This window comes from Polynucleobacter sp. P1-05-14, from assembly GCF_018881675.1.
Taxonomy (GTDB): Bacteria; Pseudomonadota; Gammaproteobacteria; order Burkholderiales; family Burkholderiaceae; genus Polynucleobacter.
Genome location: NZ_JACVPV010000002.1, coordinates 39427 through 51920, shown reverse-complemented (window position 1 = coordinate 51920; position 12494 = coordinate 39427). Strand labels below are relative to the sequence as shown.

The following is a 12494-nucleotide window of genomic DNA, read 5'->3' as shown; positions in this document are numbered from 1 at the left end:
CGGACGGATCACATCCTCAAAATAATAAGGCCCGCTTGAGCGGGCCTTATTATTTCCAGTAGTTGCTTATTTTAAGAGATCTTGGTCCAGGCAGCTTTACCTGCATATTTCTTGACAGCAGCTTCATCGAACTCGAAACCCAGGCCAGAGGTTTTATGCAAAATCAAGTCCCCATTCTTAAATGTCAGCTGCTTATTGATCAATCTTCGGAAGTTCAGCACCTGATCATCTAAGAAGAATTCGACAAATCGTGCATTAGGCGTAGATGCCACCAATGGTGCATGCAAATCATGCATCCAGTGCGGGCAAACTATGACACCCTTCAAATCAGCGTATGCAGAAATTCTTCTCCACTCGGTAATACCTCCGCAGACAGCCGCATCAGATTGCAGAATGGCAGCTCCACCAGCATCAATCAACTCTCTAAAACGCCAGCGTCCCGCCTCCATCTCACCGGTAGCAACGTTGATTTTGGTTTGGCGCGCCAAGGCAGCATGTAAATCAATCGCATCTGGAGAAAAAGGTTCTTCAATCCAATACGGGTTGTATGCTTCAAAGCGACGCACATACTCGAGAGCCGTAGGTAGATCGCGCCAGGCATTATTCGCATCAAGAGTGAGCAATACATTGTCACCTACCGCTTGGCGAGCCGCCTTTACACGCGCCTCCTCTTCCGATGGTGATAAACGCCCCACCTTCATCTTGACTGCCTTAAAGCCCTGCTTTACGTAAGACTCCATTTCTTTGCCTAACTTGGCAGGCGTTTTACCTTCAAGATAGTAACCACCACTAGCATAAGCTGGCACCCGATCATCAACCACTGAACCCAAGTATTGATGTAAAGGCAAACCAACTGAGCGTGCATTTAAATCCCACAAAGCCGTATCCAAAATCGAGATGCCGCGCATTACTGCACCTGCACGACCTTGGAGAATAGATTCGTTATACATCTCCATCCAGAGACCTTCACTGCGGTGACTATTTTGGCCAATGAGTTTTGGCGCTAGCAATTGCTCAACGGCAAGTTTGGCAATATCTCCGCCGGCACTACCGACATAACAAAAGCCGATACCCTCATTACCATCCATGCCACGAACTTTTACCAGGCAATAGTGACGCTCGGAAACAGTACGAGTGGAAAATGAAGTAACTTTATCCAAAGGCACTGCAACAGAGGCAACTTGGATGGATTCAATAATCGGCATCTAAACTCCTTAATAAAAATTGATTGTATCGAGAATTTAATTTGCTAGTAGGGGCACGAACAATGATTAATTAGCCCACTCCACTACAAATACACATGGCGAAAATGAGCCGAGTTGTTGATATCCGAACAGGTATCTTGTGAATTAGATTTGCTGCAAAGTTGATATATTCACTCTCCAACATTCTCAAACCGCCAAGTTGTGCAACAAATTTAGTTAAAAGTGGCAAAACTGACATTGCTAAAGGTGCTGGTTTTAGAACTTGGCCAGCCGATGAGGCGGCCCTTGTAAAGAAAAATTATGAGCAAAGACTGAAAGTAGCCCTTGAAGTTCTCAAAATAGCCCCAGATCAAGATTAAATCTGATTTGCTGCAGCACAGCATATTTATTCAGAGATGCTCTCACATTATTAGATAATTGAGGGGTGAATAAAAAAGCATCTCTTGGGTCCCTGTTTACTAAGGGGGTAATCATTTTGTCTGGCTGCGCCTTTCTTAGCTCAACTCCGGGCTTGGCTTATGCAGCTCAAGCCCAAAGTAGCCAAACCCAAAGCACAACCCAAGCGCGCAAGAAAATTATCGTTCAAACCAGTAGGCAGGTTGGCTTCAAAGATAAATCAGCGGGTACCGGCTCAAAAACCAATAGCATGAGCCTAAACCCATCGCTATTTCAGCGAAAAGCCCCAGATGAATTGATGCTCGATAGCGATGCAAACCTTGACTATCGAGTAGCCCAAGGATGTCTAAGACGTAATTTTAATGAAGATAGCCTGCCAGCTAGCGTAGGCATTGATAATCGTCAGTTCGCTGAATTCTTCAAAAATCAGACTAAAACATTTTTTGATCACATGCGTGGAGATTGCATCCCTTACGCGGTTGCCTTTGGAAGTCGTAATCGTTTCGACTCATTGAGCATCATGAATGGCCCAATCCAAGATAGTAAAACTGAAGTATGGACATTTACACCATCAGCTGTTGGTGGGTTTTTAATTCAGCAAGACTATCTTAAAGATGAGTCCAAGCGTTTAACCGAGATTCGCATTCCTTTAAGGGATGTTCTGTATGACACTCGAAAAGTAAGCGATCAATTGCCAGTTGAGCTGGTTTGGGAATTAAATTCCCTGATCAAGCAAATCTATCCTGAGGAAAATAATTCTCTCGAAAATACAAACAGCATTGTGCGCTTGATTGTTGACTTTGGCGATCGAGAAAGATGGGCGCAAATTTGGGCTGCTGAAATTATTGACCCCACCACCAAAGACGTTTATGCGAATGCTTTTTGGATGGAGCGCAATGATATTCCTGGAGGCTTCTTTACCGGAACCGGAGAATCACTAGAGCGCTCCTTCTGGACTAACCCATTAAGCTATCGCCGTATTTCTCGGGGAGTTGGCATGGTAAGAGCATCTTCGAGTAAGCGTAGTAAGAATCCTGCGTCAACAGTCCCAACCCAAGCGTCAGCAACAAAGCAACGCTATCGTGCCCACATGGGGATTGACTATGCTGCCCCAATCGGCACCCCCATTTTTAGTGTTGCCAATGGCAAAGTAGTGCACATAGGCTTTAGCGGTGCATTTGGAAACTTAATTGTTTTAGAGCATCCAGGCAATTACCATACCTACTATGCACACTTGAGTGGTTACAACGTAGAGCTTGAGTTGGGTAACGAAGTGCGGCGCGGCTTGGAAATTGGCTACGTAGGAACAACCGGGAGATCAACGGGGCCACACCTTCATTTTGAATTAAGAAAAAATGGGGTTTATGTAGATCCTTATGGCTCCAAAACACAACTTGATTTATGGTCTATGCGTGATAACGAAAGCGGGCAACTGACTAGAGAGATGCTTCTACTAGGTAGCCCTATTAAGCGCAACTAAATACATTCAAGAATGCTGCTGCAATAAAAAAGGGTCCAATTGGACCCTTTTAACTTGAGGCTAAGCAAATTAACCCAGAACTAATACTGGCAATGTGGAATGCACAATGACTTCATGAGTCTCGCTACCTAACAGGATCCCTTTGATGCCTGTACGCTTATGAGACGCCATCACAATCACATCCACTTTCGCTTTTTTTGCGCCAGCCAAAATACCTTCAGATAGGTTGCTATTTTCAATGTGAAGACTTTTCACCTTAGCGCCAGCTCCCAGTGCGGTTGTCGACCTCTTAAACACATCCTGCGCATAAGCTGCACAAGCTTCTGTGTGCTGTTTCTTCGAAATTCCATAACCCATGGTGCTATCTGAATAAACCATCGGAGGCGTAGGATCAGAAACATATACCAACGTAATTGCAGCGCCATCTGCCTTAGCAAGTGCGGCGACTTTCTTTAAAGATTTTTTGCTGACATCTGAACCGTCTACTGGCACCAATAAATGCTTAAACATGTTGACTCCCTTTAAATTGAACTACTCATTTGCTCTTTCCATCATAATACTTATTATTAGTCCATAAAAGAATAAAGGTAACTTAATTGCTCAAGAATTTTGCCATTTACCTCTCATTTTTAATCGCCCTTATTGCAATCGATTTGGTATGGCTTTTGGGTATCGCAAAGAATCTCTATCGCAATGAGATGGGTGACTTAATGGCCAGCGAACCCAAGCTTATAGCTGGGCTTGCGTTCTACCTGCTTTATGCATTAGGCGTCTGCATTTTTGTAATTGTTCCGGCGCTATCAAAACAGTCCTGGATATATGCACTGCAATATGGCGCTTTGTTTGGTCTATTTTGTTATATGACCTACGACCTCACCAATCTGGCGGTGGTTAGAAACTTTCCAACACAATTGGCTTTCATTGATATTGCATGGGGCAGTTTTGTTACCGCCTTGTGTGCGAGTTTTGCTTACTGGGTTGGCAACCGTATCTCTTAGGCCATTTAAACATTCATCTTATGTTTTTTCGCCCCCGACTTTTTGACTCATTTTCTGGCTATAGCCGCGCCCTTTTCACCAAGGATGTTTTTGCTGGATTAACAGTTGGGATTGTTGCACTCCCATTGGCCATGGCTTTTGCAATTGCCAGCGGACTTAAACCCCAAGCAGGCATTTTCACTGCCATTATTGCTGGCGGGCTCATCTCCTTACTTGGAGGTAGCCGCGTTCAAATTGGCGGACCGGCCGGAGCCTTCATCGTCATTGTTTACGGCATTGTGGAGCGCTATGGCGTTCCCAATTTATTACTAGCAACCGCCATGTCAGGAGTATTTTTATTTTTGATGGGAGTATTTCGTCTTGGAACGCTAGTGCGCTTTATTCCGATTGCAGTCATTGTGGGCTTTACCAATGGCATTGCCTTTTTGATTGGACTATCGCAAGTCAAAGATTTTTTCGGACTTCAAATCGAAAAAATGCCGGCTCAATTTTTTCAATCAGTGCATGCGCTCTACTTAGCAGCGGACACCTTTAACCCCATTGCGCTTGGTTTAGCTTGTGGGAGTCTTGCCTTACTCATTTTATGGAAGATATTTCAGGATCGCTTAGGATGGCTCTCCCACCTTCCTGGCACAGTGGTAGCAATGGTGGTGGCAACGATCGTTACCAGTATTTTTAATTTACCAGTAGATACGATTGGTAGTCGCTTTGGCGGTATCCCTTCAGGGCTCCCTGCTTTTGAATGGATTCCGATAAGCTGGGATAGCGCTCAATACATGGTGGCACCAGCCTTAACACTTGCCCTATTGGGTGCTATTGAATCCTTGCTATGCGCGCGCATTGCCGATGGCCTCATTCATGATCGCCATGAGTCAAATCAAGAGCTAGTAGCTCAGGGCATTGCTAATTTCACTATTCCATTTTTTGGTGGCATGCCAGCGACCGGTACGATTGCCCGCACAGTAACCAACATAGAGAGTGGCGGCTCTACGCCTATCGCCGGAATCGTACATGCGACAACTTTACTAATCATCGTTTTGTTTGCAGCGCCCCTTGCCAAGAACATTCCCCTAGCTAGTCTTGCGGCAATCTTGATGTATGTGGCCTGGAATATGGGGGATTGGCAGAAGTTTATTGGTCTCAAGCAATTCCGCTTACCGTATCGAATCACCATCTTAAGTGTCTTTATTCTCACTGTTGTACTGGATCTCACGATTGCTGTAGAGGTAGGTTTGCTGCTCGCCTTTATAACCTTCATTTACCGAATCTCCAGCCTATCGCGTTGCGAGCCTGCTCTAGCTAGTGATTACCCAGGATTGAATAATCAACAAGGTCGAATCGATGCTTATCGAATTCATGGTGCCATCTTTTTTGGGGCAGTAAAACTCCTCGAAAAGATTGAGGCGAATTTACCCTCACAAACCCTCTTGTTAGATCTAAAGAACGTCATCTACATTGATACTTCAGGCATGGATACGATTATGGAGCTGGCACATCTGTGCAAGATTCGTAATATTCGATTAATTATTTGCGGCTTAGCGCATCAACCATTAGAGATGGCAGAGCGCAGTGAATTTCTATCGACGCTACCGCAAGCTTCTTTCTATCCAGATCTGAGCGCCGGCATAGAAGCAGCAACAGCTTAAGAGCAACTTAAGAAATACAGAAGCCACCTTTTAATAAGGCTTCTGGCAATACCCAGGCACGATACATACCAAAGCCGCCTGCAATCAATAGAAGTGCAGCAGCCAAATACCTCACCCATAGATATTGCCCAAACTGAGTCAGTACCGCTGAAAATTTAGAGATCAGTAATAGGTTAGGCAATGTACCCAAACCAAATGCCAACATCAGTGCGGCACCAGTTGCTACATCACCAGATAAAAAGGCGAGTGGTAAAACGCTATAGACCAATCCACAGGGCACCAAACCCCATAGCATGCCGCTAAACCAACGCGAAGGGCCGCTAGCCATAGCACCCAAGTATTTAGCCCAATAAGCTGCAATTTTTGTACTTAACCATTTGCCGCCAAGTAGACCTTCTGACTTGCTTATTCTGAGTAGACGTATACCCATCAGAATTAAGATCAGGGAGGTTAAAGCAAATAAGGGGCGCTGGATTGGAATGAGGTTTTGCTGCCAAACAACCACCCCTACTGACGCGGCAAGAGCGCCCAATAAGACATAAGTTGTGACGCGCCCCAAATGCATGATTAATTGGAGGTAAAAAAGCTCAGATTTTGGTCTGAGAGGGGTCTCCAGGGCTTTGGGCCGCTCTATGGCAGCTGCTATCCCACCGCACATCAGAGCACAGTGCCAGCCACTCACAAGAGCGCCCAGAAAGACCGCAACGAGTAAGCTAGTTGTCAGCATGAAATCAACAGAAAATAGGTAAAAGCCATAATCTTCATGCTTATAGAATAAACTGATCCCATAGATCAGCCCTAATATGAACTACAAACCTACCGATAGCCCAACCAGCAAATGCTCTGTATGCGTACTGGGTCAGTTTTGCCTTCCGGTTGGATTAAATAGTAACGAAGTTTCCCAGATTGATACCTTAGTTAAAGAGCGTGTTCATCTTCAAAAAGGTGAAAGCCTTTATCGTCACGGCGACCCACTCAGTTCTGTATATAGCGTGCGCTTTGGCACTCTTAAAACAGAGTTCTGCCTGCAAGACGGTCGACAACAAGTGATTGGCTTTCATCTGCCCGGTGAAATTCTAGGTCTTGATGGCATTGGTGAAGGACATTATCAGTCTGATGCGATTGCACTTGAAGAAAGTGAAGTCTGCATTATTCGTTACGATGCTTTTGAAGATTTGGCTCGGCAGATCCCTGTATTGCAAAATCAGTTCCACAAAATAATGAGTCGTGAGCTGACTCAAGATCAGCGTCACCTACTGTCACTTGGCACGATGCGTGCAGAAGAAAGATTGGCAGCCTTTTTATTGAGCCTCTCGCAACGTCTTGCTGCACGCGGCTATTTAAATAATGAATTTGACTTACGTATGAGCCGCAATGATATTGGCAGCTATCTTGGGATTCAGATTGAAACCGTTAGTCGCATGCTTTCACGCTTTGCAGAGTCGGGCCTCATTCAAATTAAACAACGCCACATCAAACTCATCGATATGAATGGGCTTTACGAACTAGCAGGAATTCCAAACCCAGATCGCCACGGCTGCGCAAGCCCTGAAATTCCAATCAAACAGGCTTAAATTAAGCCGCGGTCGATTTCCTTGCTATCGGGAGACTCAATCCCAGGCAGAATATAAGCAGTCAACGCGCTGGACGCCGCACAGAAGGTCCAGATCACAAAAAATCCAATGGTATAGATGCCCTCATCAGAAATATCTGGGTGATAACCAAAAAATAAAAGGTCTTGTGGGTGGATCACAGTAAATAACAAGCCCTCTGCCATACCGGCCACCAAAAATGAGGGCCACAAAATCCAGATTAGTAGGCGGTACTTCATTTTGTTGCCTGCGTATCTTTAATCTGTTCAACTTTTAAGCCCTGTTTCACAACGCCATCACGCAATGGCTTATCTGCATATAGATTTACAGCTAAGTAAATAGTAATAGCGCAGCCAATCATGGCGACAGCTGGTCCGCTAATTAAAAGCCATGGCCATAGTTGCTTGAACCAGGGTTTAGTAGTTTGTTGCTCTGTCATATCCATCCTCTCCATTGCCTTCTAGCTTAACGGGGAATAATAAAAGTAGATTTCTCTTCGCGAGTTCTCGTAATTAACTCGTTACCTGACATCTCATGGGCAACTACATCAAAATGAATTGGGTAGTTACCAGCCTCATTCGCTCCAACATCGGCGCTCACCTTGATCGGCATTAAAAGATTGCTAGCTGGCCCAACCTCAATCTCGGTAACAATCTGCCCTTGTGAATTAAGCACTTTCAACCCATCCAAACCAAGCGCCTTCACCTGCACATTCATATTATTTTCTGATGCATTCATGATTTGAATGCGATAAATATTTTCAATCCTTACACCCTCGACCTCGCGCGCCAACGCTCCACGATCACGCATCACATCAACCCTTAATGGGTTTCGGGTGGCGAGAGAAACTAGAAAAGCGGCTGTAAGCACAGTAATAAAAGCGGTGTAGATCAATACGCGCGGGCGCAAAATATGACGAATCGCACTTTGATTGGACTCTTTATCCTCAATGGCACGCTCAGTCGTATAGCGAATGAGTCCTTTTGGATAATCTACCTTCTCCATCACTTGATCGCATGCATCAATACAGGCACCGCAACCAATACACATATATTGCAAGCCATCACGAATATCAATGCCAGTAGGGCAAACTTGAACACAAATACTGCAGTCAACACAATCACCTAAACCTAGAGAAGCTTGATCTGCAGATTTACTGCGGCTACCCCTGGGTTCACCACGCACTTTGTCGTATGTAACTAAGAATGTATCTTTATCCACCATCACACTTTGGAAGCGTGCATATGGGCACATATATTTACAAACCTGCTCACGCATAAACCCTGCATTACCCCAGGTTGCAAAGCTATAGAAGCACAACCAGAAAGTCTGCCATGGGCCCAAAGACAGGTGAATTAATGCAGAACCTAAGGTGCTAATTGGGGTGAAATACCCAATAAAAGTAAAGCCTGTCCAGAATGCAATCAATAACCAGAGGAAATGCTTCGTAATCTTTAAGCGCCATTTACGGAAACCCCAAGGCCACTCTTCGCCATCTAATCGAATCCGCGCAAAACGGTCTCCCTCAACCTTGCGCTCGATCCACATAAAGATTTCGGTATAGACAGTCTGCGGACAGGCATATCCACAAAAAAGACGCCCGGCAACTGCAGTAAACAGAAATAAAGCGAGCGCGGAAAGAATCAATAACAGGGTAAGATAAATCACGTCTTGTGGCCATAACACGAGGCCAAAGATGTAAAACTTACGCTGAATTAAATCAAAAAGAACTGCTTGACGGCCATTCCAACTAACCCATGGCAAGCCATAAAAGAGCAGCTGAGTAGCAAATACCAGAATGAGGCGCCAGCGGGCAAAGAGCCCAGACACTGAACGCGGATAAATCTTTCGCCGGACCTCGTAAAGAGACTCCTCAATAACTTCTATCGGAACAGGTTTCCCACCCGGCGGAATATATGGCACTAATTACTAATCTTATTTAGCTGTTGCCGGTTGTTTACTGTTAGATAAACCCCAGACATAAGCTGTTAACACCTGGATCTTCTCAGGACTCAATACCTTGTCTTGAGCAGGCATCATTGCCATACGTCCCTTAGTTACCGTTTCAATAATCGTCGCTTCTGAACCGCCATATAACCAAGTTTTATCAGTTAAATTTGGTGCGCCAATAGCAATATTTCCTTTGGCATCAGGACCATGACAGGCTACACAATTTGCAGCGAATACTTGTGCGCCACGAGCTGCTTTAGCATCATCTGCAGACAGACCAGAAAGGCTACGTACATAGTTAGCAACATCCACAATTTGATTGCTATCCAACTGTGGGAATGGAGGCATTACACCGCCACGACCATAGGTAATGGATGCTTTGATATTTTCTGGTGAACCCCCATAGAGCCAGTCACCATCAGTCAAATTAGGGAAGCCTTTTGCACCACCAGCATCAGAGCCATGACACTGTGCACAAGAATTTAAGAAGAGGCGTTGACCCATTTCACGGGCTTTAGGATCGACCGCTACTTGCTCAATGTCCATCTTGACGTATTTCGCATAAACAGGCCTAAGCTCATCATTAGCATTAGTCATAGATTGCATTAGCGATCCATCAGTGCTATAGCCCAACACTCCAGGAAACGATCCAAGACCGGGGAATAAAACCAAATAAACCAATCCGAAGATACAAGAGAGCAAGAACATCCACATCCACCAACGTGGCAATGGATTGTTTAACTCACGCAGATCGCCATCCCATACGTGACCCGTATCAGCAACCGCACCATCGGCCGTATGCACAACCTTAGCTTTCCTTTGGGAGAACAAAAGCCAGATACACCAGAAAATTCCAACTAATGCAACTAAGGCGATGTAAGCACTCCAACCGCTGCTAAAAAAGTCACTCATGATTTGTCCTTACTAAATTCATCCGGAAGATCAAATGGAAGCTCTGCTGATTCCCGATTTGCTTTTTTGCGACCGGGAGACCAAGCCCACAAAACAATTCCTACAAAAAAGACAAGGCCTATTACTGTAGAAAATGCCGAGAGGTAGGGAGTGATCTGTTCCATTTGATTTAAGTAGTTTTAATTAATAACCTTGTTGATTACTTCGCCACAACTTCTTCAACAGTAATATAGCGACGCGTAATGCCTAATCCTTGCAGGTATGCAACTAATGCATCCAACTCCGTCTTACCCTCTAACTCTGCAGGTGCATTTGCAATCATTTCATCAGTGTATGGAACGCCTAAACGACGCATGGCAACCATATGTGACTGAATAGAGCTTGCATCTGCCGCATTTTTTCCGAGCCATGGATAAGCAGGCATATTTGACTCCGGCACCACATCGCGTGGGTTATTTAAGTGGATCTGATGCCAAGCATCTGAATAGCGTCCTCCTACACGAGCTAAATCTGGGCCTGTACGCTTACTGCCCCATAGAAATGGATGGTCATATACAGACTCGCCAGCCAAAGAGTAAGGGCCGTAGCGCTCGACTTCAGAACGCAAAGTCCGTATCTGTTGTGAATGGCAACCAACACAACCTTCACGTTGATAGATATCGCGGCCAGCTAAACGTAAAGCTGTGTATGGAACAACGCCAGGGCTAGGCTCAGTCGTAGTGTGCTGGAAAAAGAGTGGAACAATTTGCACCAACCCTGCAATCGATACCACCACGATCGTTGCAACAATTAACCAACCAACGTTTTTCTCAAGCGTTCCATGGGAAAAGAATTTATTTTCGCTAGACATTTTCTTCTCCTTTTAGTGTTCAGCAACGGCCATTGGAATAGGCGCATTTACAAAAGTTTTACCCTGCACTGTTTTGAAGACGTTATACGCCATCAAGAACATGCCGCTTAGATAGCACAAGCCGCCCATCAAACGAATGACATAGAAAGGGAAAGTCGCTTTAACAGACTCGACAAAGCTGTATGTCAACGTGCCATCTGGTTCAAATGCTCTCCACATCAAACCTTGCATAACACCGGCAATCCACATTGCAGCAATATAAAGAACAACACCAATAGTGGCGATCCAGAAATGCAACTCAATCCACTTGGTGTTGTACATTTCTTTTTGCCCAACCAAGCGTGGAATTAGATAGTAGAGAGAACCAATAGTAATCATGGCTACCCAACCTAAAGCTCCAGAGTGCACGTGTCCAATAGTCCAGTCTGTGTAGTGAGACAAACTGTTCACTGTCTTGATGGACATCATGGAGCCTTCAAAAGTAGACATACCGTAGAAGGACAATGCTACTACCAAGAATTTTAAGATTGGATCACGACGCAATTTATACCAAGCGCCAGACAATGTCATGATGCCGTTGATCATGCCGCCCCAAGAAGGAGCTAGCAAAATTAAAGAGAACACAGTACCGAGCGACTGAGTCCAGTCGGGCAAAGAAGTGTGTTGCAAGTGGTGAGGGCCTGCCCACATATACGTAAAGTTCAAAGCCCAGAAGTGAACAATCGACAAACGATATGAATAGATTGGACGCTCAGCCTGCTTTGGAATGAAGTAATACATCATGCCCAAGAAGCTAGTAGTCAAGAAGAAGCCTACTGCATTGTGACCATACCACCACTGAACCATCGCGTCTTGTACCCCAGCATATGCGGAATAGGACTTCCATAATGTTGCAGGCATCTCTAAGTTATTAAAGATATGCAGAATGGCAATAGTCAGAATATATGCACCGAAGAACCAGTTCGAAACGTAAATATGTTTCGTTTTGCGCTTCATGATGGTGCCAAAGAAAACAACTGCGTAAGCTACCCAAACTACAGTGATCAAAATATCAATCGGCCACTCAAGCTCAGCGTATTCTTTTGAGGTTGATATGCCCAATGGCAATGTCACTGCAGCCAGCACAATAACTGCCTGCCAACCCCAGAAGGTAAAGGCTGCTAGCTTGTCACAAAACAAACGCGCCTGACATGTACGCTGAACGATGTAATAGGATGTTGCGAATAAAGCTGATCCACCAAAAGCAAAAATCACTGCATTAGTGTGCAAAGGACGCAAGCGACCATAGCTCAGCCAAGGAATATTAAAAGTGATTTCAGGCCAGATCAACTGGGCTGCGAGGATAACTCCCACAAGCATGCCAACAATTCCCCAAAGCACAGTAACGATGGCAAATTGGCTGACAACCTTGTAATTGAAGGTATCTTGATTACTCCCCACGGTAAGTCCCATGGTTTCTCCTTTT

The 12494-nt window shown here is 45.0% G+C and carries 15 protein-coding genes; 5 read left to right on the top strand and 10 right to left on the bottom strand.

Annotated features, from left to right (window positions below; genetic code table 11):
- Nucleotides 1–71 precede the first annotated feature (71 nt).
- Entirely contained in the window at nucleotides 72–1205 is a 1134-nt protein-coding gene (locus tag ICN37_RS02225) for a mandelate racemase/muconate lactonizing enzyme family protein (protein ID WP_215320631.1), read from the bottom strand.
- A 161-nt stretch (nucleotides 1206–1366) separates the two neighbouring features.
- On the opposite strand from ICN37_RS02225, the gene ICN37_RS02220 reads away from it, so the two are divergent.
- Nucleotides 1367–1564, top strand: a complete 198-nt coding sequence (locus ICN37_RS02220) for a hypothetical protein (RefSeq protein ID WP_216154529.1) — start codon at nucleotides 1367–1369, stop codon at nucleotides 1562–1564.
- Nucleotides 1565–1629: 65 nt separating this feature from the next.
- A complete protein-coding gene (locus ICN37_RS02215) occupies nucleotides 1630–3081 on the top strand; it encodes a M23 family metallopeptidase (protein WP_370623807.1) in 1452 nt (483 codons plus the stop codon).
- Nucleotides 3082–3150: 69 nt separating this feature from the next.
- On the opposite strand, the gene ICN37_RS02210 is transcribed toward ICN37_RS02215, so the two are convergent.
- A complete protein-coding gene (locus ICN37_RS02210; protein ID WP_215320635.1) occupies nucleotides 3151–3591 on the bottom strand; it encodes a universal stress protein in 441 nt (146 codons plus the stop codon).
- Nucleotides 3592–3677: 86 nt separating this feature from the next.
- Here ICN37_RS02210 and ICN37_RS02205 point away from each other — a divergent pair, with 86 nt between their 5' ends.
- Entirely contained in the window at nucleotides 3678–4079 is a 402-nt protein-coding gene (locus ICN37_RS02205) for a DUF2177 family protein (RefSeq protein WP_215320637.1), read from the top strand.
- 20 nt (nucleotides 4080–4099) lie between these two features.
- Complete coding sequence (locus tag ICN37_RS02200; protein WP_216154528.1) at nucleotides 4100–5725, top strand: SulP family inorganic anion transporter; 1626 nt, start codon at nucleotides 4100–4102, stop codon at nucleotides 5723–5725.
- Between the two features lie 7 nt (nucleotides 5726–5732).
- On the opposite strand, the gene ICN37_RS02195 is transcribed toward ICN37_RS02200, so the two are convergent.
- Nucleotides 5733–6452, bottom strand: coding sequence for a sulfite exporter TauE/SafE family protein (locus ICN37_RS02195; RefSeq protein WP_216154527.1), 720 nt, complete (start codon nucleotides 6450–6452; stop codon nucleotides 5733–5735).
- A 76-nt stretch (nucleotides 6453–6528) separates the two neighbouring features.
- On the opposite strand from ICN37_RS02195, the gene fnr reads away from it, so the two are divergent.
- A complete protein-coding gene (gene fnr / locus ICN37_RS02190; RefSeq protein WP_215320643.1) occupies nucleotides 6529–7299 on the top strand; it encodes a fumarate/nitrate reduction transcriptional regulator Fnr in 771 nt (256 codons plus the stop codon).
- On the opposite strand, the gene ICN37_RS02185 is transcribed toward fnr, so the two are convergent.
- The 7 genes from ICN37_RS02185 to ccoN are packed head-to-tail and all read right to left on the bottom strand — an operon-like array spanning nucleotide 7296 to nucleotide 12481.
- A complete protein-coding gene (locus tag ICN37_RS02185; protein WP_215320646.1) occupies nucleotides 7296–7556 on the bottom strand; it encodes a hypothetical protein in 261 nt (86 codons plus the stop codon). The genes fnr and ICN37_RS02185 overlap by 4 nt on opposite strands.
- Nucleotides 7553–7756 (bottom strand): FixH family protein, encoded by a 204-nt coding sequence (locus ICN37_RS02180; protein WP_215320648.1) that lies wholly within the window; start codon nucleotides 7754–7756, stop codon nucleotides 7553–7555. Before ICN37_RS02180 ends, ICN37_RS02185 begins: the two co-directional genes overlap by 4 nt.
- Nucleotides 7757–7782: 26 nt before the next feature.
- A complete protein-coding gene (gene ccoG, locus ICN37_RS02175) occupies nucleotides 7783–9240 on the bottom strand; it encodes a cytochrome c oxidase accessory protein CcoG (protein WP_370623806.1) in 1458 nt (485 codons plus the stop codon).
- Between the two features lie 12 nt (nucleotides 9241–9252).
- Nucleotides 9253–10179 carry a cytochrome-c oxidase, cbb3-type subunit III gene (ccoP, locus tag ICN37_RS02170; protein ID WP_216154526.1) on the bottom strand — a complete coding sequence of 309 codons (927 nt, stop codon included), beginning with the start codon at nucleotides 10177–10179 and terminating at the stop codon, nucleotides 9253–9255.
- Nucleotides 10176–10343, bottom strand: coding sequence for a cbb3-type cytochrome c oxidase subunit 3 (locus ICN37_RS02165; protein ID WP_216860878.1), 168 nt, complete (start codon nucleotides 10341–10343; stop codon nucleotides 10176–10178). Before ICN37_RS02165 ends, ccoP begins: the two co-directional genes overlap by 4 nt.
- 35 nt (nucleotides 10344–10378) lie before the next feature.
- Nucleotides 10379–11029, bottom strand: a complete 651-nt coding sequence (gene ccoO, locus ICN37_RS02160) for a cytochrome-c oxidase, cbb3-type subunit II (RefSeq protein WP_216154525.1) — start codon at nucleotides 11027–11029, stop codon at nucleotides 10379–10381.
- A gap of 12 nt (nucleotides 11030–11041) precedes the next feature.
- Nucleotides 11042–12481 (bottom strand): cytochrome-c oxidase, cbb3-type subunit I, encoded by a 1440-nt coding sequence (ccoN, locus tag ICN37_RS02155; protein WP_215320654.1) that lies wholly within the window; start codon nucleotides 12479–12481, stop codon nucleotides 11042–11044.
- Between the last annotated feature and the right edge of the window lie 13 nt (nucleotides 12482–12494).